General features: G+C 40.5%; 18 protein-coding genes and 1 pseudogene. 13 read left to right on the top strand and 6 right to left on the bottom strand.

Annotation, left to right across the window (positions count from 1 at the left end; genetic code table 11):
* Positions 1-10: 10 nt before the first annotated feature.
* The 4 genes from galU to FFM67_RS03915 all read left to right on the top strand — a co-directional run bounded on the left by galU (position 11) and on the right by FFM67_RS03915 (position 2,744).
* Positions 11-904, top strand: coding sequence for a UTP--glucose-1-phosphate uridylyltransferase GalU (gene galU, locus FFM67_RS03930; protein WP_137613320.1), 894 nt, complete (start codon positions 11-13; stop codon positions 902-904).
* 164 nt (positions 905-1,068) lie between these two features.
* Complete coding sequence (locus FFM67_RS03925) at positions 1,069-1,635, top strand: TetR/AcrR family transcriptional regulator (RefSeq protein ID WP_137613319.1); 567 nt, start codon at positions 1,069-1,071, stop codon at positions 1,633-1,635.
* A 108-nt stretch (positions 1,636-1,743) separates the two neighbouring features.
* Positions 1,744-2,181: a DUF948 domain-containing protein gene (locus FFM67_RS03920; protein WP_071862263.1), complete on the top strand. Its 438-nt coding sequence runs from the start codon at positions 1,744-1,746 to the stop codon at positions 2,179-2,181.
* A 2-nt stretch (positions 2,182-2,183) separates the two neighbouring features.
* Positions 2,184-2,744 carry a YtxH domain-containing protein gene (locus FFM67_RS03915; protein WP_137613318.1) on the top strand — a complete coding sequence of 187 codons (561 nt, stop codon included), beginning with the start codon at positions 2,184-2,186 and terminating at the stop codon, positions 2,742-2,744.
* Between the two features lie 32 nt (positions 2,745-2,776).
* Here FFM67_RS03915 and FFM67_RS03910 read toward each other — a convergent pair whose 3' ends face one another.
* The gene (locus FFM67_RS03910; protein ID WP_137613317.1) at positions 2,777-3,877 is read right to left on the bottom strand and encodes a M24 family metallopeptidase; all 1,101 of its coding nucleotides are present in this window, start codon (positions 3,875-3,877) and stop codon (positions 2,777-2,779) included.
* Between the two features lie 194 nt (positions 3,878-4,071).
* Between FFM67_RS03910 and ccpA the strand changes: the two genes are divergently transcribed.
* The gene (gene ccpA, locus FFM67_RS03905; protein WP_137613316.1) at positions 4,072-5,073 is read left to right on the top strand and encodes a catabolite control protein A; all 1,002 of its coding nucleotides are present in this window, start codon (positions 4,072-4,074) and stop codon (positions 5,071-5,073) included.
* Positions 5,074-5,185: 112 nt separating this feature from the next.
* Here ccpA and treR read toward each other — a convergent pair whose 3' ends face one another.
* A complete protein-coding gene (treR, locus tag FFM67_RS03900) occupies positions 5,186-5,908 on the bottom strand; it encodes a trehalose operon repressor (RefSeq protein ID WP_137613315.1) in 723 nt (240 codons plus the stop codon).
* A 363-nt stretch (positions 5,909-6,271) separates the two neighbouring features.
* Here treR and treP point away from each other — a divergent pair, with 363 nt between their 5' ends.
* Together treP and treC are read left to right on the top strand one after the other, a co-directional pair.
* Positions 6,272-8,218 carry a PTS system trehalose-specific EIIBC component gene (gene treP / locus FFM67_RS03895; protein WP_137613314.1) on the top strand — a complete coding sequence of 649 codons (1,947 nt, stop codon included), beginning with the start codon at positions 6,272-6,274 and terminating at the stop codon, positions 8,216-8,218.
* Positions 8,219-8,235: 17 nt separating this feature from the next.
* The gene (gene treC, locus FFM67_RS03890) at positions 8,236-9,861 is read left to right on the top strand and encodes an alpha,alpha-phosphotrehalase (protein WP_137613313.1); all 1,626 of its coding nucleotides are present in this window, start codon (positions 8,236-8,238) and stop codon (positions 9,859-9,861) included.
* Between the two features lie 47 nt (positions 9,862-9,908).
* On the opposite strand, the pseudogene FFM67_RS03885 reads toward treC, so the two are convergent.
* Together FFM67_RS03885 and FFM67_RS03880 are read right to left on the bottom strand one after the other, a co-directional pair.
* Positions 9,909-10,095, bottom strand: a pseudogene (locus tag FFM67_RS03885) (QueT transporter family protein); the annotation flags it as partial.
* Between the two features lie 96 nt (positions 10,096-10,191).
* Entirely contained in the window at positions 10,192-12,561 is a 2,370-nt protein-coding gene (locus FFM67_RS03880; RefSeq protein WP_137613312.1) for a transglycosylase domain-containing protein, read from the bottom strand.
* Between the two features lie 321 nt (positions 12,562-12,882).
* Here FFM67_RS03880 and tyrS point away from each other — a divergent pair, with 321 nt between their 5' ends.
* The 3 genes from tyrS to FFM67_RS03865 all read left to right on the top strand — a co-directional run bounded on the left by tyrS (position 12,883) and on the right by FFM67_RS03865 (position 16,054).
* Positions 12,883-14,145 carry a tyrosine--tRNA ligase gene (gene tyrS / locus FFM67_RS03875; RefSeq protein ID WP_137613311.1) on the top strand — a complete coding sequence of 421 codons (1,263 nt, stop codon included), beginning with the start codon at positions 12,883-12,885 and terminating at the stop codon, positions 14,143-14,145.
* Between the two features lie 96 nt (positions 14,146-14,241).
* Entirely contained in the window at positions 14,242-15,147 is a 906-nt protein-coding gene (locus FFM67_RS03870) for an AEC family transporter (protein WP_137613310.1), read from the top strand.
* A gap of 16 nt (positions 15,148-15,163) precedes the next feature.
* Positions 15,164-16,054 carry a deoxyribonuclease IV gene (locus tag FFM67_RS03865; RefSeq protein ID WP_137613309.1) on the top strand — a complete coding sequence of 297 codons (891 nt, stop codon included), beginning with the start codon at positions 15,164-15,166 and terminating at the stop codon, positions 16,052-16,054.
* A 67-nt stretch (positions 16,055-16,121) separates the two neighbouring features.
* On the opposite strand, the gene FFM67_RS03860 is transcribed toward FFM67_RS03865, so the two are convergent.
* A complete protein-coding gene (locus tag FFM67_RS03860; RefSeq protein ID WP_137613308.1) occupies positions 16,122-17,372 on the bottom strand; it encodes a glutamate-5-semialdehyde dehydrogenase in 1,251 nt (416 codons plus the stop codon).
* Complete coding sequence (proB, locus tag FFM67_RS03855; protein WP_137613307.1) at positions 17,365-18,174, bottom strand: glutamate 5-kinase; 810 nt, start codon at positions 18,172-18,174, stop codon at positions 17,365-17,367. The genes FFM67_RS03860 and proB overlap by 8 nt, the downstream gene beginning before the upstream one ends.
* A 279-nt stretch (positions 18,175-18,453) precedes the next feature.
* Here proB and FFM67_RS03850 point away from each other — a divergent pair, with 279 nt between their 5' ends.
* The 3 genes from FFM67_RS03850 to FFM67_RS03840 all read left to right on the top strand — a co-directional run bounded on the left by FFM67_RS03850 (position 18,454) and on the right by FFM67_RS03840 (position 21,662).
* Entirely contained in the window at positions 18,454-18,672 is a 219-nt protein-coding gene (locus FFM67_RS03850; protein ID WP_010740033.1) for a YneF family protein, read from the top strand.
* Between the two features lie 201 nt (positions 18,673-18,873).
* Positions 18,874-19,788, top strand: coding sequence for a thioredoxin-disulfide reductase (gene trxB, locus FFM67_RS03845; protein WP_137613306.1), 915 nt, complete (start codon positions 18,874-18,876; stop codon positions 19,786-19,788).
* 149 nt (positions 19,789-19,937) lie between these two features.
* A complete protein-coding gene (locus tag FFM67_RS03840) occupies positions 19,938-21,662 on the top strand; it encodes a phospho-sugar mutase (protein ID WP_137613305.1) in 1,725 nt (574 codons plus the stop codon).
* Positions 21,663-21,664 lie beyond the last annotated feature (2 nt).

The following is a 21,664-nucleotide window of genomic DNA, read 5'->3' as shown; positions in this document are numbered from 1 at the left end:
GACAGGATTTATGCGAGTAAAAAAAGCAGTTATTCCAGCGGCGGGATTAGGTACTCGATTCTTGCCGGCAACAAAAGCAATGGCGAAAGAAATGTTACCGATTGTTGATAAGCCAACGATTCAATTTATTGTAGAAGAAGCACTAAAATCTGGGATCGAAGATATTTTAATCGTAACCGGCAAAGCCAAACGCCCAATCGAAGATCATTTTGACTCAAACATTGAATTAGAAATGAACCTAAAAGAAAAAGGCAAGACCGAATTATTGAAATTAGTGGAAGAAACCACCGATGTGAATTTACATTTTATTCGCCAATCTCATCCAATGGGCTTAGGGCATGCTGTTTTACAAGCTCGTGCTTTTGTTGGCAATGAACCTTTTGTCGTTATGTTAGGTGATGATTTGATGGAGGATCACGTACCATTAACGAAACAATTAATGAATGATTATGAGCAAACACATGCTTCAACGATTGCAGTGATGCGTGTACCTGAAGCTGAAACCTCAAAATACGGAATCATTAATCCCGGTGAAGAAGTTGCTAAAGGCTTGTTTAATGTGAAAAATTTTGTTGAAAAACCAAAACCAGAAGAAGCGCCAAGTAATTTGGCGATCATTGGCCGCTATTTATTAACACCAGAAATTTTTGATGTCTTAGCGACACAAAAACCAGGTGCAGGCAATGAGATTCAATTAACGGATGCGATCGATACGCTAAACAAAACCCAGCGCGTTTTTGCCCAAGAATTTACGGGCAAACGGTTTGATGTTGGAGATAAATTTGGTTTCATGACTACTAGTATTGAATATGGGTTGAAACATCCAGAGATTAAAGATAAATTACACGATTACATTATTGCATTAGGAAAAGAATTAAGTGGTGCTAATAAGCCAAAAAAGTAAGACCAAAAACGCAGAATTAATTCTGCGTTTTTTTATTTTATCTGTTATTTTAAATTGATTTATCATTATGTTTTCAAATGACAATTACCAAAAAAACAAATAAAAAATATTTTTTATTTTGTTATATAATAAAATTTGAAATGAATAATTAGAAGGGAGATGCAATGAGAACCACTCGATTAAATAGAGAAATTGTCATACAATGTGCGATGGAGTTAGTCTACGAATCTGGTATCAATGGTCTGAGATTAAATAAAATAGCAGATCGTTTAGATGTAAAATCGCCTTCTTTATATACGCATACAGGGAGCGTAACAGAATTACGGCAAGCGGTCATCCACCAAGCAATGCAGCAGTTTCGTGAAGCATTAATGGACTCATTAATGGGACGCGCAACACTAGGTGCATTTCTAGAATTAGGGAAAACATGGATGAATTATGCCAATGAGCAGTCTGTTTTTTATACTTCTTTCTATAATAATGAGTATTCAGATTTCTATGCAAAAAATATTTCTCATTTTTTGCAGTCAGCCTTCAAACGAATTTTTGTCGATTGGCCGCTGAACGAGGAAGAGGTCAAACAAATTGAACGGATTATGACTAATTATTTTTGCGGACAAATCGATCGTCTTAATGGTCAGCCTTATGTTGAGGCGGAGCTAATCAGTGATTTAGAAATTTTTTATCAGGGGATTGTACAGAAACTAGAAAAAGTATCTCAAGTTTGTTAATTGAGATACTTTTTCTTATTTGATTGTAATTCTTTCTCGTTCATTAAAATCCATGAGAATGGTATAATTTATGTTAGCATAATAAGTGAAAAAGAGAGGGGCGATTAAATGAGTTTAGGCGGCATAGCGGCAATTATTGCGGCACTTGCATTTGTTGTACTGGTAATCTTTTTAGTTCGGGTCTTGAGCCAAGTTTCAAAAACTGTTGGAAAGGTTGAAACAACGGTGACTGAGGCGAATACAACGATCGATGTTCTCACTAAAGATGTCGATTTGCTCATGCAGCAAGTAGAAGGTTTATTAGTAAAGGGGAACCACTTGTTGAATGATATTAACGGCAAAGTGGAAACCATCGATCCATTATTCACAGCAGTGGCGGACTTGAGTCAGAGTGTTTCTGATCTGAATACAACAAGTCGAAATCTCGCTGGCAAAGTTGGCGGTGTTGGAAAGAGCGCAGCGAAGGCCGGCGTGGCTGGTAAAGTAGGAGAAACTACGTTGAAATTCTTTAGACATCGTAAATCTACCACTAAAACGGAGGGATAGGAATGGCAAAACGCGGAAAATTTTTAACTGGTGCCTTGATTGGCGGAACAGCAGCAGCGGTCGTAGCATTATTATTAGCACCAAAATCAGGAAAAGAAATGCGTGATGATTTAGCGAAGAAAGCAGATGATTGGTTAGACTTAGCTTCGGATTACACGGATGATTTTGTAACCAAGACGAATGAGATGGGTTCAATCGTGAAAGATCGTGCTTCCGATTTAAGCGGACAAGCGAGTGATTTGGCAGCTAACGTCAAAGATAAAGTCAGTGATTCGGCAGATGAAATGGATGACATTACTTCTGATACGTTAGAAGATTTGAAACGTCAAAGCTCGGATCTATCCGATCGTTTCCGTAAAGCGGCTAATGACGCGAAGGACGTTGCTGAAGAAGCATCGGATGATATTATCATCGATGCTAAAGAAAGCAAAGAAGAAGCTGCCGAAACGGTCTCAGAAGGAGCCGAAGCGTTAGCTGATAAAGCCAAAGAAATGAATCAGACCGACTTTTCTGAAGTCAAAGAAGAATTAAAAGAAGAAGTTGAAAAAAATAATCCTGAATAAAAAAAAGGCTCTCGATTGCGAGAGCCTTTTTTTTATAGAATAATTAATTCTTTTGAAGTCTTCGTAAATGGTACACAGCCGTCTTTAGTGACAAAGATACAGTCTTCCACACGAACACCCACATCATTTGGCAGGTAGATTCCTGGTTCGATAGAGAAGCACATACCTTCCTTGATCTCCAAGTCATTACCACCGACGATTTGAGGATATTCATGAATGGTAGTGCCGATGCCGTGACCAAGCCGATGATTGAAATAGTCACCATATCCGTGACTCTCGATCACATCACGAGCAATTTTATCTAGTTGCCCAGCAGTTATACCAGGTTTTACAGCTTCCTGCGCTTTTAATTGTGCTTCTAAAACAATGTTATAAATATCTTTTTGATGATCGGTTGGTTTGCCACAAGCGACAGTTCGTGTCGCATCACTACAATAACCGTTGACGATCGTTCCTAGGTCAAATAATACTAATTCATTTTCTTTACAGGTATTTTTACCAGGAGTGCCATGTGGACTAGCCGCATTTGGTCCGGCCAATACTTCGGTTGGGAAAGACATTTCTTTGATGCCTTTTTTCTTTAGTTCATATTCAATTTCTGCTACGATTTCTTCTTCAGTCACACCTGGTTTGACATGTCTGAAACCAATCTCAAAAGCTAAATCGGCAGTTGAACCGGCTTCAATCAAGCGTTGGCATTCTTCTTCAGTCTTATATAATTGTAACTCTTGGACTAACGGAGTTAAGTCAGCTGAAAGATCCGTTGCCGGAAAAGCTTCGTTTAAACGCAAATAACGATCTAAGACTAGTTGATTTTTTTCTAGTGCCATTTTTTTAGGAGCACCATAACGTTTTTTGATTTCTTCTACGATTAACGCAAAAGGATCTTGGCTATCTAAGTAGCCTACGACATCGTATTCGAAGCTGCTTGCCTTAGCATCTTCGACTTCTAAGCCGGGAGCAAAAAGAAATGGATCCTTTTCGATTGGAATGAACAAAGCTAAAACCCGTTCCATTGGATTACTGTCAAAACCGGAGAAGTAACCAATGTGGCTTGCATCAGAAATATAAGCCAAATCTACATTGTTTTTTTCCATCCATTTACGCAGTTCTAAAACTTTTTCGTGGTTCATTAAACATCCTTCTTTCATTTAGCATTATAATAATTGTAACATTACTAAAGTTTAATGGAAAATGATTCTAATAAAACGCTTACAGATATTTAAGAAAAAAAGTGTAAAACGGTTGCAATACGTGAAACAACGTGCTATTATCTTTTAGAAATGTAAATGATATTTTCTGAAAACAAATTCAAAGGAGTATATCCATGGAAAAACAAACAATTACGATTTATGATGTTGCCCGTGAAGCAAATGTTTCAATGGCAACCGTTTCTCGTGTGGTCAACGGCAACCCAAATGTAAAACCAACAACACGCAAAAAGGTGTTAGAAGTTATTGAACGCTTAGATTATCGTCCCAATGCAGTTGCTCGTGGTTTAGCGAGTAAAAAGACAACAACAGTCGGCGTTATTATCCCAGACGTTAGTAACATGTTCTTTGCATCATTGGCTCGCGGGATCGATGATATCGCTACAATGTACAAATACAACATTATCTTAGCCAACTCTGACGGCGAAGCGCAAAAAGAAGTGAATGTGCTGAATAATTTGTTAGCGAAACAAGTAGATGGCGTAATCTTCATGGGGCATCGTATTACTGATGAGATTCGTGCAGAATTTTCTCGTTCAAAAACACCGATCGTTTTAGCTGGTTCAATTGATCCAGATGAACAAGTTGGCAGTGTCAATATTGATTATGCAGCAGCAACGAAAGAATCCATTGATTTATTAGCAAAACACGGCAACAAAAAAATTGCTTTCATCAGTGGTGCCTTGATTGATCCAATCAATGGACAAGCACGTATGGGCGGCTATAAGGAAGCCTTGAAAGACAATAGTTTGGACTATAGCGAAGGCTTGATTTTTGAAGCACCTTACAACTTCAAAGAAGGCTTAGCTTTAACGGATCGTATCTTAAACAGTGGAGCAACAGCAGCGTATGTAACAGACGATGAATTAGCAATCGGCTTGTTAGATGGCTTGATCGACAAAGGCATCAAAGTTCCTGAAGACTTTGAGATTATTACAAGCAATGATTCATTGCTAACAGAAGTGGCTCGTCCTCGTCTAAGCAGTGTGACACAACCGTTATATGATATCGGTGCGGTAGCAATGCGTCTGTTAACTAAGATGATGAACAAAGAAGAGATCGAACAAAAAACCATCGAATTACCACATGGTATTTTTGAAAAAGGTTCAACCAAATAAAAAAGCAGAACCTGTGACAAAGTTCCTGTCATAGGTTCTTTTTTAGGAACAAATGGCGTTTCAGAAGTCGTTTTTTCGGAAATAAGTCGAACACTTCAGTCACGTCCTCTTTTTACATAGTCGATGGGTGACGGCGGGCAAAATCAAAAAAACGAAATTTATCGACTTGATGACGACTTTCAGTATATTGAAATTGGCGGGCATCACTAGTAAAGACCCGGCTTTTGACACTAACAATATTGATATCCTGTTGATTCAAATCTAATAAATCACGGTCTTCATCAGTTAATGAGTCGATCGTGATTTCTTTTTCTGCAAAAGAAATGTTTAAGTGTAATTGATCCTCGAAATAACGGTAGATAGAATCTTTGGCAATCTCGGTGTCTAGCTCTGGGACAATCACGGTTGAAAGCAGATCCTTATCAAGAATGACCTTTTTCTGGTCGATCGCTCGGGTACGAATCAGTTCCCAACAAACAATGCCGGCTTCGAAGCCAGTCTCGCGTGTGGTCTTTTCATCAATCGTAATTTTTTTTAAGCTAACCACCTCGGTGCGGCTCTCGTAGCCATAAGAATTTTGCAATTCTTTATAGCTAGTTAGACCAGAAACAGGAAATCGCAATTGCTCTCGTTTCAAAACAAGTGAGCCTTTCCCTTGGATTTTTTGAATATAGCCATTGGCCATTAAAAGTGATAAGGCTTTACGAATCGTATCGCGGGAAACTTGATACGTTTGACGCAATTTATTTTCACTAGGTAAATAGGAATCCGCTTCATATACTCCTTTTAAAATCCCTCGTTCAATCGTTTGATAGATGACTTCGTAATTTTTCATTCCAACCTCCTACCCAATTTTGCGAATAAGTGAAGGAAAAATTGACTTTTCCAACTTGTCCGTATCGGTATTCTAAGTATACAAAGAAAAAAATAAAAGTAAAACGCTTTCCAGATAGATTTAGGAATAAAAATGAGGAAATTTTTATCTTATAGAAAACCTGTTGGGTAGTTTACCGACAGGTCGGTAATATCAATACATATATTTCATTTATAAAATTTGTTTTCATTTCCTAAAATTAAATTGTTCTAATAATAAAATGTTTGGACAAAATGTAAACGATTTACAAAAAACTTAGCTGCCTTTATAGTAAAGTTAGCAATCGAACTTATTCATACAAGTTAAACAACGGAGGGAAAACAGATGGGAAAATATGAAAAGGACACCCAGGAACTATTGACTGCGATTGGCGGCAAGAAAAATATTTCCGCAGTGACTCATTGTGCCACTAGGATGCGCTTTGTCTTGAATGATCCGAAGAAAGCGGACGAAGATCGAATCGATGATATTCCAAGCGTCAAAGGTATGTTTACCAATGCTGGACAGTTCCAAGTCATTATTGGAAATGATGTTGCCATTTTCTATAATGAATTTATTGCAAAAGCCGGTATTGAAGGTGTTTCGAAGGAAGCAGCAAAATCAGCAGCGAAGCAAAATCAAAATCCAGTCCAACGCGCCATTACCGTATTAGCAGAAATTTTTACACCATTATTACCAGCAATTATTGTCGGCGGTTTGATTTTAGGGTTTCGTAATATTTTAGAAGCTGTTCCAATGGGGTGGTTAGATGGTCAGACGATCGTTGAGGCTTCTACTTTTTGGAATGGAGTTAATGGGTTCTTGTGGCTCCCTGGGGAAGCCATCTTCCATTTCCTACCCGTGGGCATCACGTGGAGCATCGCTCGTAAGATGGGCGCCACGGAAATTTTAGGAATTGTTCTGGGGATTACACTCGTTTCTCCTCAACTGTTGAATGCTTATGCTGTAAATGGGACAACTGCTGCAGAAATCGCGAAAAATTGGACTTGGGATTTCGGTTTTTTCACCGTTGATAAAATTGGTTATCAAGCTCAAGTTATTCCAGCGATGTTAGCAGGTTTCTTATTAGTTTATTTAGAACGTTTCTTCCGAAAACATATTCCAGAAGCAATCTCTATGATTTTCGTCCCGTTCTTCTCGTTGATCCCAACGATTTTAGCCGCTCACCTTATTTTAGGGCCGATTGGTTGGAAAATTGGGACCGCAATCTCCGCTGTTGTAAATGCCGGTTTAACTTCCAGCTTTAGCTGGTTGTTCGGTGGAATCTTTGGCGCGTTGTACTCACCATTGGTTATTACGGGATTACACCACACCACCTTAGCCATCGATTCACAACTCATTGCGGACTTTGGCTCAACAAATCTGTGGCCGATGATTTGTTTATCAAATATCGCGCAAGGTGCGGCTGTTTTAGCTGTAGTTTTTGCTCACCGTGGGAATAAAAAAGAAGAACAAGTTTCGATTCCATCTGTAATATCTGCTTGGTTAGGTGTGACTGAACCGGCGATGTTCGGGATTAACCTGAAATATACGTATCCATTTATCGCGGCGATGATCGGTAGTGGCATTGCTGGCTTGTTCATCACGCTGTTCAAAGTTCGGGCATTGTCGATCGGTGTCGGCGGTTTGCCAGGTATCTTAGCGATTCGTCCGCAAGATTATTTAATCTTTGCTATTGGCATGATTATCGCCATCGCGGTACCATTCCTATTAACGTTGACCTTCCGTCGCATCGGATTATTCAATAAATTGGATCGAGAGGAAGAAGCCAATGTTCCAACGCTAGGTAACGATACACCGAAAAAATCAGGTGCAATTGTCGAATTATTTGCACCGATTGCTGGTATGCTGCACCCATTGAGTAGTGCTAAAGATCCTGTTTTCGCGGAAGGAATGATGGGGCAAGGCGTTGTAATTGATCCGAGTGAAGGAAAATTAGTTGCACCATTTGATGGTCAAATTAGTTTATTGTTTCCAACGAAACATGCGATTGGCTTGATCAGCACAGCTGGAACCGAAGTGTTGATCCATATTGGAATCGACACAGTCCAACTTGATGGAAAATATTTTACTAGTCATGTTCAGCAAGGAGACAGTGTCAAAAAAGGACAGCTGCTAATGGAATTTGATGTAGAGGCAATTAAAGCGGCTGGATATGAAGTTCAAACACCAATTATCGTAACGAACGCCACTGATTTCCAAGTCGATCCATTGATTGAAGAAGCACCTGTTACAAGCGATGAGAAAATTCTAATCGCTACTGAATTATAAAGCTGGAGGCATTTTGCATGAGTTTTAAAGAGAAAGTAATCTATCAAATCTATCCCAAATCTTTTTTGGATACCAATCAAGATGGTGTTGGAGACTTAGCTGGGATCAAACAAAAGCTTCCTTATTTACAACAATTAGGTGTAGATATGATTTGGCTGAATCCAGTTTATGTCAGTCCACAAAAAGATAATGGCTATGATATTGCTGATTATAAGTCAGTCAATCCTTTGTTTGGTTCGATGGAAGGATTAGAAGAGTTGATTTTTGCCGCTCAGGAGCTAAAAATTGATATCATGTTTGACATGGTATTGAACCATGTCTCCACAGAGCACATGTGGTTCCAGAAAGCACTAGCGGGTGAAAAAAAATATCAAGATTATTTTATTCTTCGAGATCAGCCAACGGATTGGGTTTCAAAATTTGGCGGCAACGCTTGGGCTCCCTTTGGCGATACAGGGAACTATTACTTGCACTTGTTTGATAAGACACAAGCTGATTTAAATTGGCGCAATCCAGAGCTTCGAGAAGAACTGTATGAAGTCGTTCGTTTTTGGATGGATAAAGGAGTCAAGGGCTTTCGCTTTGATGTCATTAATTTGATCGGTAAGGATGAAGAATTAAAGGATTGTGCTGAAAACGACGGCAAGCCGGCTTATACCGATCGCCCCATTAATCATGAGTATCTGCGTGACTTGAATCAAGCAACCTATGGAGCAGATTCGGAAATTATCACCGTTGGGGAAATGAGTGCTACATCGATTCCGGAATGTATTTTGTATACGAAGCCTGAACGACACGAGTTGAATATGACCTTTAATTTCCACCATTTGAAGGTTGATTATGTAGACGGGAAAAAATGGACTCAGATGCCTTTTGATTTCACAAGACTGAAAGAATTGTTTCATACTTGGGGAACGCAAATGAGTGAAGAGAATGGCTGGAATGCTCTTTTCTGGAATAATCATGACCAACCTCGTGCGTTGAATCGTTTTGTTGATGTGGATAACTATCGTGTGGAGGGTGCCAAAATGCTGGCGAGCACGATTCATTTGAATCGTGGCACACCCTATATCTATATGGGGGAAGAGATCGGGATGGTCGATCCCGACTTTACTTCGATGGATCAGTATGTGGATGTAGAAAGTCTAAATGCGTATCAAGAAATGTTGGATACTGGGAAAAGTGAAGTGGACGCTTTTGAGATCGTCAAAGCAAAATCCCGTGACAATTCCCGTACGCCGATGCAGTGGAGTAGTGAAAAATATAGCGGCTTTTCAACCGTAAACCCGTGGATATCAGTAGGGAAAACCGCGAATGAAATCAATGTTGCCAAGGAATTGCAGCAAGGGTCTATCTTCAGCTACTATCAAAAACTGATTCGCTTGCGTAAAGACTATCCGTTGATTGCGGAAGGAAGCTATGAAGCATTTCTGCCGGATCATCCACAAATTTATGGCTATCTTCGCCGCTTGGGTAAGCAGTCACTGCTAGTAATCAATAACTTTTTCCCACAAGAAACAACGATCGAAATTCCTGACGAATTTTTAACGGGAGAGATTTTGATTAACAACTATGAGGATGAAGTGATAGACAAAAATATTCAACTAAAACCGTATCAATCAATCGCAATTTATTGTGACTAAACAAAAATACAACAGACGCGTGGGCACTTAGCTCACGCGTCTTGTTTTTATTTCGTTAAATTTATTCGTTGGCTGATTAAGAAATCCTGAACTGCCTAAGGACATCGAAAGTAATTCGCCTAGGCCGATGACTAGCCAATTAAAGAAAAAGGGCGCTTGATAAAAGAAGCTCAGTTGGCCTGCCACAGTAAACATGGAGAAGGCAAAGATCAAAGCGGTAACGATCATTTTTCTCCCATTAATTCCTTAGTTTTCGGTAGAATACCAAAAACGTCGAATAGGAACAATCATAAAAAAAGATCTCTCTAGTATAGAGAGATCTTACCACTGTTAGTCATCCGTTTTATCTTCTTTAGCTTTGGCGGCTACTTTGTTGCGGGTATTCCAATACGTTTTGTATTCATCATCGTTGCCGCCGATTCCGAAGTCGTATTTATTCTCAGCTGGGCCGTCTTTTGCCCAAAGTGAGGTTGTTTCGCCGCCAGGTACTTGATAAGTGGTTCCATTTTGACTGACTTTGCCTGGTTTTAGTCCAGTAAAGCTAGAAACTTTTACTTGATTTACGTCATCAGACAATTCAAATTTTTCACTTTCTGCGAAAATCGTCGGGTTCACTTGATAAATGCGATCAGCCAGATACGCCATGTAAGTAGCTGTTCGATTTCCTGCACCATCAGCCATTGGTTTATTGTCGTCCCGACCTGTCCACGATCCTAAAGTAATCGAAGGGGTAGAAACAATCAACCAATTGTCTGAATAGTTGTCGGTGGTACCCGTCTTACCAACCCAGTCAGCTGTACTTAATGGATAATTAATCCCACTTAAGATTGGCTTGAAAGGCGTTGTTCGCTGTTCATCGATAACGCTGCGCATCAAATCATTCATAATAGAAGCAGTTGCCTTAGAAAAGACTTGAACGGGTGCATTAGCATGTTTGTAGATTTCTTTGCCCGTACTATCAGTAATCGAATCGATTAAATAGCCTTGTTGGTAGACTCCTTCATTGGCTAAGGTTTGGAAACCATTGACCTCGGTCAATGTGGAAACATTCGTGGTTCCTAACGGTGCCGCTTCAACGCCCCAGTCATGAGAGGCCGGATAATTCATTTTTTTCAAATAATTATCATAGGCGAATTGATCGGAGCCTTTTTTAGCTAGCATGTCTTGGTAAACATGATAGGCTGGGATGTTGGTGGATTGCGCAATGGCGTCTCGGGTTGTTTGGAAAGTCTTCGACCCTTTGTTTTCTGCATTTTCCAGTGCTTTACCAGCATCCTCACCACGTTGGTACTTCATTGGAAAGTCGGAAATTCGTGATTCGCTCCCAAGCAATCCTTGATCAATCGCAGGTCCGTAAACTAGCACTGGTTTAATGGATGAACCCGCTTGTCGTGCGGTGTCAAAGGCATGATTATTTTGGTTAGATGAATAATCACGACTACCGACGAATCCATAAATACGACCAGTCTTATTATCCATTAAGACGGAACCAGTTTCGACTGGGGTACCAGACCCATCGTCTAAGTTTTGGCCATATTGAGCGACTCCTAATTGCATCGCATCATAAATGTTTTTATCAATTGTTGAATGAACGACTAGGCCTTGATTTTGCATTTTTACTTTTGCCTGCTCGATGTAGCGGGTGCTGACTTCTGTTTTGGCATAGTCCGCATCGCTAATGCCATCTTCCTTGGCTTGTTGCTTTGCGACAATACTGATTGCTTCATTATAGACGGTGTAATACAAGAAGCCGTGCTTCTGAACTTCCATGTCTTGGCGGCCTTGGAAATCTTTTGCCAGATCATAGTTCTTAGCATCTTCGTATTCCTTTTTAGAAATCACTTGTTCACGATACATGTTAAACAGGACATCGTTCTTGCGATCCATCCCTAACGAATAATCTTGTTTCAGATCACCTGTGTTGGTATAAGGGCTATAAACAATCGGACTCTGGGGCAAACCAGCGATGAAAGCTGATTGCGGTAAGTTTAATTCTTTGGCGTGAACACCAAAAATACCAATCGCGGCTTCTTCAACCCCAGCAATGTTTTGTCCCTTATTATTTCGGCCAAAAGGCGAAACGTTTAAATAGGCAGTTAAGATTTCATCTTTGCTTAAATATTTTTCAACATCCAGGGCTAGAACGATCTCATTGGCTTTTCGTTTAAAGGAGGTCTCATTCGTCAACACTTGCTGTTTAATTAACTGTTGCGTTAACGTGGAGCCACCAGAACCTGCTCCAAAACCAATGACTTCTCCTAACAAGGCTCGCACAACTGCTTTTGGTACGACCCCACGGTGTTCATAAAAATTTTCGTCTTCCGTTGCGACTAATGCTTTTTTAACCCACGGAGAGATTTCATCCGAATTGATTTTTTCTCGGATAGGATCCGCTTGAATCGTCGCTAATTCTTGGTCATCAGCATAAAGCAATCTAGAAGATTCTGCGATATCACCAACCTTTTGTTTCATTTCTGACTTGGTTGGTGTCGGAGTTCCTTCGACAAGATGGGCAAAATAGCCGGCGCCGACTCCTAAAGCAAGCATTCCGCCTAAAAAGAGCACTACGACAAAGCCAAGTAGTAAAGACTTGACCACTCTCAGGGAAACATTCAGAGCAAAAAGGCCTCCTAAAGAAGTTCTTGATTTGCCTTTGTTGCTCTTTTTCGCTTGCTTCGTCACTTTTTTCTTGTGAGCCAAAAAGTTCACCTCATTAAATTCTACATTTTAATTATCTGTTGAATTATAGCAAAGTTTTGCTTCTATTAACAAGCGGATGCAATGTTTGTAATGAAAACTTCAAGTAATTGTTAAGGAATATAAAACAACGCTTATTTATATCGAGGAAGAAAATTTCTTTCAAGCGAATTTTAATAGAAGAGAACTTCAAAGAAATCTAGCGAATGGCTTTTATTTCCTTATTTTTTCGGTTAATATGGGAAAGTATAAATCGTTGCTGTTTGATGACATTCACCAACGATGAAAATCAAATTTTTGGTAATGATAATAAGGAGGAAAAAAATGCGTTCAGACTTTTTTAAAGAACTAAAAGACCGCGGCTTGATTTTTCAAGTAACAGACGAAGAAGCCCTAAAAAAACAATTAAATGAAGAGTCTGTTAAATTATATATCGGCTTCGACCCGACTGCAGACAGCTTGCATATCGGTCATTTATTGCCGATTTTAACCTTGCGTCGCTTTCAACAAAATGGCCATGTACCGATTGCATTAGTTGGCGGGGGGACTGGAATGATCGGCGATCCTTCATTTAAAGATGCGGAGCGTCAATTAAATACTTTAGATACCGTAAAAAGCTGGTCACAAAGTATCAAAAATCAGCTTTCAGGAATCATTGACTTTGAAAATAAAGAAAACCCAGCAATCGTCGCGAATAACTACGAGTGGTTAGGCGAGTTAAAAATGATCGACTTCTTGCGGGATGTTGGTAAAAACTTTACGATCAACTATATGATGAGTAAGGAAAGTGTTAAACGCCGGATCGAGTCAGGCATTTCTTACACAGAGTTCGCTTATCAATTACTACAAGCTTATGATTTCTATGAATTAAACAAACGCTACGGCTGTTTATTGCAATTAGGCGGAAGCGATCAATGGGGGAACATCACCTCTGGAATCGAATTGATTCGCCGTGAAGCAGGCAAGCAGGCTTTTGGCTTGACGATGCCATTGATTACCAAAGCGGATGGAACGAAATTTGGAAAAACTGAAGGCAATGCCGTTTGGTTGGATCCTGAAAAAACAACCCCTTACGAGTTCTATCAATTTTGGATCAATACGGATGACCGTGATGCTATCAAATTCTTGAAATACTTTACTTTCTTGAGCTTAGATGAGATCGCGGCAATCGAAAAAGAATTTACCGCAGCTCCTGAACAACGAGCAGCCCAAAAAGCGTTAGCTAAAGCAGTGACTACCTTGGTTCATGGTGCGGAAGCCTATGAACAAGCGGTAAACATCTCAGCAGCATTATTCAGCGGCGAAGTGAAGCAATTAAATGCTGAAGAAATCAAACAAGGCTTCAAAAATGTCCCGAGTTACCAAGTGCAAGCCGAAGATGATTTGAATCTAGTAGAAATCTTGCTGACAGCGGAGATCGAAAAATCAAAACGACAAGCCCGTGAAGATATTACGAACGGTGCGATCTACATCAATGGCGATCGAATCCAAGACGTGGCTTACACGTTAAGTGACCAAGACAAATTGGTCGATGAATACATCGTAGTCCGTCGCGGTAAGAAAAAATATTTTGTTTTACAGTTTTAGTGTGAAGATGAAGCAGGATTGTCCCACGGAGTTGGCGCAATCCTCTTTCTTTATTATAAGGAGAAAACGGTTTAGTGCTTAAAGTGAGGGATTTATTTGGGAGCAGTTTTATTAAACTCATTGGGATTATTTGTTATTATCTTGATAGGCTATTTGACGAAACGTTTCAATGTATTGAGGAAGGCCGATGGCTCGATCATTTCTAAAATCGTAGTGAATGTGACCTTGCCAGCAGCGATCATCGTGAATCTCCAAGCACTAGAAGTAAAGAATCAGCTGCTATTGTTGATTGTCGCAGGGGGAATCTTAAACGTAGTCATGATTTTGATTGGTCATGTTCTGTCTAAAAAGCAGGAACGCGAAGAACAGGAATTTTTAATGTATGGAGTTTCTGGCTATAACATCGGAAATTTTGCGATTCCCTTTGTGCAAAGCTTTATGCCGCAGGCGATTCCGATTTTATCTTTTTTTGATATCGGCAACAGCATCATGCTGGCTGGCGGATCGAATGTCGTGATTGAGGGGTTGACCGGTAGTAATGAAGAACGGCCGAGTATGAAAAAGGTTTTAAGCCGGCTAGGTCATTCGGTACCTTTTCTGTGCTATTTGATCATGCTGTTCTTGCGAATGCTGGCTGTTGAGTTGCCGGTTGCTTTTTTTCAACTGGCACAGCCAATCGCAAACGCCAATACCTTTCTGTCGATGTTTATGATTGGGCTATTTTTGGAGCTACGCTTGCCGCGAAAGGATTTGGTATTAGTTGGACGTATTTTGGCAATTAAGTATGGTGCCGGTTTATTCTTAGGTCTATCCTTTTTACTATTGCCACTGCCAACAATGATCAAAACCGTTTTATGTCTCGTTTCAGTTGGACCGATTACAACCTTTGGCGTGATCAATAGTGTGGCGGCGGGCATGCGAGCTGAAGTAGTCGGGTTCACATCGTCCCTCAGTTTTTTAATCAGTCTAGTGTTAATGACAGGTTTATTATTATTTTTATAAAAAGTAGGAGGTAACTATGTTAATTGGTTCTCATGTAAGTATGAAGGGCAAAGAAATGCTTCTAGGAGCGGCTCAGGAGGCAGCCAGCTACAAGGCTTCCACCTTTATGATCTATAGCGGTGCACCGCAAAATACCCGCCGCAAGGCTGTCGATGAAATGAATATTCCAGCGGGAGAAACCTTTATGGCGGAGCACGGATTATCTAATATCGTGATGCATGCGCCGTATATTATTAATTTAGGCAATACCAAAAAACCGGAAATGTTTCCTTTTGCGGTACAATTTTTACGAGATGAGATTATGCGGGCCGAAGCTTTAGGTGCGATGCAAATCACTTTGCATCCTGGCGCTCATGTTGGTGCTGGGGAAAAGGCTGGATTAGATCAAATTATTAAAGGCTTGAATGAAGTATTAACCAAAGAACACCGAGCTCAGATCGCACTAGAAACGATGGCTGGCAAAGGGACGGAGCTAGGCAAAAGCTTTGAAGAACTAGCCTACATCATCGATGGGGTCACCTTAAATGAAAAACTTTCTGTGACCTTTGATACGTGTCACACGAATGATGCTGGCTACAATGTCAAAGAAGACTTTGACGGCGTGCTGGAGGAGTTTGATAAAATCATCGGCTTGGAGCGCTTGAAGGTCATTCATTTGAATGATTCAAAAAATCCACAAGGTTCTCACAAAGACCGGCACGCGAATATTGGCTTTGGAACGATTGGTTTTGATGCACTAAATTATATTGCCCATCATGAGCAATTAAAAGAGTTGCCGAAAATTTTAGAGACTCCTTATGTAGGGGAAGATAAGAAAAATCAAAAAGCGCCATACGGCTTTGAAATTGCGATGTTGAAATCGCAAACCTTCGATCCAGATTTATTGGAAAAAATTCAAGGACAATAAAAAAAACTGCCCCGCAGTCAGACGCCAAAAGTATTGAGTGGCTGTCTAACCGCAAGGCGGTCTTTTTTTATTCACGAATTTGACCGTTTCCATAAACGATATATTTCATGGAAGTCAACTGTTCTAGCCCCATCGGACCACGAGCGTGGAGTTTTTGTGTCGATATCCCAATCTCAGCCCCAAAACCAAATTTGAAGCCATCGGTAAAGCGGGTAGAGGCATTGATATAAACGGCCGCCGCATCCACTTCTTTCAAGAAACGCTGACCATTTTGATAGTTGTCTGTGACGATTGCTTCAGAGTGCTTTGAATTGTAGCGATTAATATGTTCAATTGCTTCATCAATAGAAGCTACGACTTTGACCGCCAGAATATAATCCAAGAATTCGGTAGACCAATCGGCTTCACTTGCTAAAGTAGCCGTCTCCAAATCATTCAAGGCCTGTTGATCTGCCCGGAGCTCGACTGATTTTTCAGTCAACGCCTGTTCGATAAGCGGTAAAAATTGAGGGGCGATGTCTTCGTGAACCAACAAAGTTTCAATCGCGTTGCAAACAGAGGGACGCTGGGCTTTGGCGTTGCTGACGATTTCTTTTGCCATTTCTAACTGCGCATAGCTGTCAACGTAAACATGATTGTTGCCTGTGCCGGTTTCAATTACCGGAACGGTGGCATTGTTTTTGACTCGTTGGATCAAGCCAGCCCCACCTCGAGGGATCAATACGTCTAAATAATTAGTCAAGCGCATCATGTCATTAGCGATTTCGTGGGAAGTATCGCTGACAAATTGAATCATGCCAGTATCTAATTTTTTATTTTTCAAGGTTTGTTGCATCAAATGCACCAACGCTTGGTTGGAATAAAAGGCTTCTTTGCCTCCTCGTAAAATGACCGCGTTACCTGATTTGAAGCACAAGCTTGCGGCATCCGTCGTGACATTTGGACGGGATTCAAAAATAATGCCAATCACGCCTAAAGGTACAGTTTGGCGTCCAATCATTAATTGCTCCTCGGTCTGCCACATTTTTTCAACGTTACCGATGGGATCGGGCAGTCCAGCGACTTGTCGCACGCCCTCCGCCATTTCTTGAATCCGATTTTCCGTCAGACGTAGCCGATCAAGCATTGGCTCAGGAATGCCGTGGGTGGTCGCCTGATCCAAGTCTTGTTGATTGGCTTGTAAAATGCTCGCTGTTGCCGTTTCCAAATCATCGGCTAATTGGAACAGATACTCGTTTTTTTCCACGGTTGTTAATTGTGCTAATTGCACTGCGGCTTTTTTGCCTTGCTGGCCTAATTGATTCATTAACTCACTCATGGAGGCCCTCCTTAAATAAGGTTCCGACTTCAACGCCTGCCAAAATATCAAAAATGATTCTAGGTGGTTTTCCATTAGCTAAGACCATCGCACTTTTCGCGTCCAAAATTCGTTGAGCCGCTTTTAATTTGCTAATCATTCCACCAGTGCCAAAACGACTACCGTTGCCACCAGCTTGATCTATCAAGGATTGATTGATGGATGAAACAGTTGAGTAAAGCACTGCTTGCTTATCCTCTGAGGGATTGGCTGAATAAAACCCGTCGATATCACTAAGCATGATTAAGACATCTGCGTTCATCAATTGAGCGACGATAGCAGATAATTCGTCATTGTCGCCAAATTTTCGCGTATGATCCATTTCATCAACGGCCACTGTATCGTTTTCATTAATGATCGGAAGAATGTCCATCGCCATCAGCTGCTCCAATGTATTAATGACATTTCTGCGACTCTCAGGAAAATCAACGACATCTCTTGTCAATAAAACTTGCGCAGTTTGTTGACTGTATCCTAAAAAACGTTGGTTGTAGATATGCATCAGTTCGGATTGTCCGACGGCTGCCACCGCTTGCTGTACCGGAATTTCCTTTGGTCGTTCTGCAACTCTAAGTTTGTCCATGCCAACACCAATCGCACCAGAAGAAACGAGAATCACTTCTTTACCTTTATTCCGAAGATCGGTTAATACAAAAGCCAATTGATCAATTCCATCCAAATTCACTTTGCCATTTGGATGAATCAACGAGCTAGTCCCGATCTTTACCACGATTCGATTGACAGATTTCAAAAAATTTCTCATAGTACACCTCTTCACTTAGCCACCAGCGAGGAAGATATTGTTTTGCATTTTACCACACTCTCATTTTTATTTCATCATTTTTTTATTATCCACTTGAAATTTTTGGTAAACCGTCAGAGAGAGGGATTAAAGGATAGCGGCTATCATAAATTTTCACACAGCAGCTGATAAAACAACACTAGTTGCTTGGAGGATGTTATTGAAGTTTGCTAAAACAGCTTTTCTTTTAGCGCATCTTTTAGTAAAATGGATGAGAATGTCAGGAAAGGAGCGGTGAAAATGGTATCAACTGGAATTGTAGTATTGATCGCAGTGATTGCAGCCCTATTAGGCGCTGTTGGCGGTTTCTTCTTAGCCCGTAAATATATGCAAGACTATTTCAAAAAGAATCCTCCAATCAACGAGGATATGTTACGTCAAATGATGATGTCAATGGGGCAAAAGCCTTCAGAGAAAAAAGTTCGTCAAATGATGCAACAAATGAAAAATCAACAGTAATTTTTGAACGAGAGTGTGTCAGAAGCTGCTTCTGATACAACGTTTATTCGTAAAGAAGGAAGTGTGATGGTGTTTGATCACGCTTCTTTCTTTATGTAAATGAGCTTTTTCAATCAAACAAAATGCTGACAAATAGTAAGCAGATTTATCGACAGACGCGTGTTTGAGTTGTAAAGTTAAGCCGAATGGAGGAATGTCTGAATGTATGATGTAATAATTATCGGCGCGGGCCCCGCTGGGATGACCGCAGCCTTATATGCTTCGCGTTCGAATTTAAAAGTTCTTTTAATCGAACGGGGTGCACCTGGCGGACAAATGAATAATACTGCTGAAGTAGAAAATTATCCAGGTTTTGAATCCATTATGGGACCAGAATTAGCCATGAAAATGTATGATGGCGTCACAAAATTTGGAACGGAAAATGCTTATGGGATCGTTCAAGATATTAAAGATCATGGTGATTACAAAGAAGTCATCACAGAAGAGGAAAGCTATCAAGCTAAGACTATTATTGTGGCTACGGGGTGTGTCCATCGTAAGTTAGGTGTCCCTGGGGAAGAGTCTTTTGCTGGTCGGGGTGTTTCTTATTGTGCGGTTTGTGATGGCGCCTTTTTCCGCAATAAACGTCTAATCGTTGTTGGTGGAGGAGATTCTGCTGTAGAAGAAGCAATCTATTTAACTCGTTTTGCATCTGAAGTCGTGATCGTTCATCGTCGGGATGAATTGCGGGCACAAAAAATTATCCAAGATCGGGCATTTGCCAATGAAAAGATTTCATTCATCTGGGATAGTGTCGTAGATGAGATCGTTGGCAATGAAATGGTTGTCACTGGCGCAAAGATTCGCAACGTTAAAACGGGTGAAGTGCATACTGAGCCAGCGGGTGGCGCGTTTATCTATGTTGGATTAGAACCTTTGACCGAGCCTTTCAAAGATAGTGGCATCACCAATGCTGCTGGCTGGATCGAAACTGATTTTGAAATGAAAACCAAAATCCCTGGCGTCTTTGCTATCGGAGATGCACGTGAAAAAGACTTGCGTCAAATCACCACTGCTGTTGGGGAAGGCGGAATCGCCGGTCAACAAGTGTATAAATATATTGAAGCCCAAAACTAAAGTTTTAAAAAGAAGACGGACAGTCTTCTTTTTTTTATAAATAAAGACATCTTACTCGTATACTTACGAATAAATTCATCTTTTCTTTGCTGAATATAACAGGAATGGTATACTAAAATAGTAAGAATATTTTGAAAGAGGTGTGTTTCATGTCTTGGGAACAAGTTTATGAACAGTGGATCGATTCAGATAAATTAGATGAAAAAATGCGTAAAGAATTACAAGATTTAAACCAAGATCCAGAATTAAAAAAAGATGCGTTCTATAAACAATTAGAATTTGGAACGGCTGGTATGCGGGGGATCTTAGGCCCTGGTGTCAATCGGATGAACATTTTTACGATTCGTCAAGCAACAGAAGGCTTAGCGCGTTTTATGGATACACAAGATCCTGAAACAAAACGACGCGGTGTAGCGATCGCTTATGATTCTCGTCATATGTCACCTGAATTCGCGATGGAAGCGGCTAAAACTTTAGCACAGCATAATATTCCTTCGTTTGTTTTTGAAAGCTTACGTCCAACACCGGAATTGTCTTTTGCGGTTCGTTTTGAAAATGCCTTCACGGGTATTATGATCACGGCTTCTCACAACCCAGCAGAATATAATGGCTATAAAGTCTATGGTGAAGATGGTGGACAAATGCCGCCAGAAGATGCAGATGCGTTGACTAAATTTGTTCGCGCGGTGGAAAATCCCTTAGAGGTGGCAGTCTTATCTGATGAAGCAGCACGAGACAGCGATTTGATCAACATTATTGGTGAAGAAGTTGATAAAGAATATTTAAAAGAAATCAAATCAGTTACGATCAATCAAGCATTGATCAATGAAATGGGCAAGGAACTGAAATTAGTTTACACACCATTACATGGAACAGGCAAAATGCTTGGGGAAAAAGCATTGAAGCAGGCAGGCTTCGAAAAATTTGTTTTAGTTCCTGAGCAAGCCGTTGCTGATCCAGATTTCTCAACGGTAAAATCACCAAATCCAGAAGAACATTCAGCCTTTGAATATGCGATTAAATTGGGTGAAAAAGAAGATGCGGATTTATTGATCGCCACTGATCCCGATGCCGATCGTCTAGGTGCCGCTGTTCGCTTGCCGGATGGCCGTTATGAAGTCTTAACTGGAAATCAAATCGGAGCGATCATGATTCGCTATATCTTGGAAGCCCACAAACAGGCTGGGACTTTGCCAGAAAATGCCGTCGTTCTTAAATCCATTGTTTCAAGTGAGTTGGCGACGACGATCGCTGATGCCTATAATGTGAAGATGGTTAACGTCTTGACTGGGTTTAAATTTATCGCTGAAAAAATCCAACAATATGAAGACGATCATTCACAAACTTTTATGTTTGGTTTTGAAGAAAGCTATGGCTATTTGATCAAATCCTTTGTGCGTGACAAAGACGCGATCCAAGCACTTGTTTTGTTAGCCGAAGTTGCGGCTTATTACAAAAAACAAGGCAAGACGTTGTACGACGGCTTGCAAGAAATTTTTGAAGAATATGGCTACTACGCTGAAAAAACTATCTCAGTTACTTTAAGCGGTGAAAAAGGTGCGGAAGAAATCAAAACGATCATGGGCAACTTGCGTGAAGAAGCACCAAAAGAATTCGCAGATGTTGCTGTGACATTAACTGAAGACTTTCAAACAGGAAAAACGATCGATAGTGAAGGAAATGAAACGGCGATCAAAATGCCCGCCTCTGATGTGTTGAAATATACATTGGAAGACGAGACCTGGTTAGCTGTTAGACCTTCTGGAACAGAACCAAAAATTAAATTTTATATTGGTGTCAAAGGAGATTCACACGAAGCCGCGGCGGAGAAAATCGCGACTTATGAAGCAGCGATTCGTAAAATCGCGGAGTAAAT

Source organism: Enterococcus viikkiensis, assembly GCF_005405345.1.
Classification (GTDB): domain Bacteria; phylum Bacillota; class Bacilli; order Lactobacillales; family Enterococcaceae; genus Enterococcus_A; species Enterococcus_A viikkiensis.
The sequence above is the reverse complement of the archived record's forward strand: the minus strand, read 5'-3'. Positions and strand labels throughout refer to the sequence as shown.

What these genes read in the sequence shown, in the direction of transcription:
- galU (WP_137613320.1), top strand. Translation starts at nt 11, where the DNA reads ATGCGAGTAAAAAAAGCAGTTATTCCAGCGGCGGGATTAGGTACTCGA.
- FFM67_RS03925 (WP_137613319.1), top strand. Translation starts at nt 1,069, where the DNA reads ATGAGAACCACTCGATTAAATAGAGAAATTGTCATACAATGTGCGATG.
- FFM67_RS03920 (WP_071862263.1), top strand. Translation starts at nt 1,744, where the DNA reads ATGAGTTTAGGCGGCATAGCGGCAATTATTGCGGCACTTGCATTTGTT.
- FFM67_RS03915 (WP_137613318.1), top strand. Translation starts at nt 2,184, where the DNA reads ATGGCAAAACGCGGAAAATTTTTAACTGGTGCCTTGATTGGCGGAACA.
- FFM67_RS03910 (WP_137613317.1), bottom strand. Translation starts at nt 3,877, where the DNA reads ATGAACCACGAAAAAGTTTTAGAACTGCGTAAATGGATGGAAAAAAAC.
- ccpA (WP_137613316.1), top strand. Translation starts at nt 4,072, where the DNA reads ATGGAAAAACAAACAATTACGATTTATGATGTTGCCCGTGAAGCAAAT.
- treR (WP_137613315.1), bottom strand. Translation starts at nt 5,908, where the DNA reads ATGAAAAATTACGAAGTCATCTATCAAACGATTGAACGAGGGATTTTA.
- treP (WP_137613314.1), top strand. Translation starts at nt 6,272, where the DNA reads ATGGGAAAATATGAAAAGGACACCCAGGAACTATTGACTGCGATTGGC.
- treC (WP_137613313.1), top strand. Translation starts at nt 8,236, where the DNA reads ATGAGTTTTAAAGAGAAAGTAATCTATCAAATCTATCCCAAATCTTTT.
- tyrS (WP_137613311.1), top strand. Translation starts at nt 12,883, where the DNA reads ATGCGTTCAGACTTTTTTAAAGAACTAAAAGACCGCGGCTTGATTTTT.
- FFM67_RS03865 (WP_137613309.1), top strand. Translation starts at nt 15,164, where the DNA reads ATGTTAATTGGTTCTCATGTAAGTATGAAGGGCAAAGAAATGCTTCTA.
- FFM67_RS03860 (WP_137613308.1), bottom strand. Translation starts at nt 17,372, where the DNA reads ATGAGTGAGTTAATGAATCAATTAGGCCAGCAAGGCAAAAAAGCCGCA.
- proB (WP_137613307.1), bottom strand. Translation starts at nt 18,174, where the DNA reads ATGAGAAATTTTTTGAAATCTGTCAATCGAATCGTGGTAAAGATCGGG.
- FFM67_RS03850 (WP_010740033.1), top strand. Translation starts at nt 18,454, where the DNA reads ATGGTATCAACTGGAATTGTAGTATTGATCGCAGTGATTGCAGCCCTA.
- trxB (WP_137613306.1), top strand. Translation starts at nt 18,874, where the DNA reads ATGTATGATGTAATAATTATCGGCGCGGGCCCCGCTGGGATGACCGCA.
- FFM67_RS03840 (WP_137613305.1), top strand. Translation starts at nt 19,938, where the DNA reads ATGTCTTGGGAACAAGTTTATGAACAGTGGATCGATTCAGATAAATTA.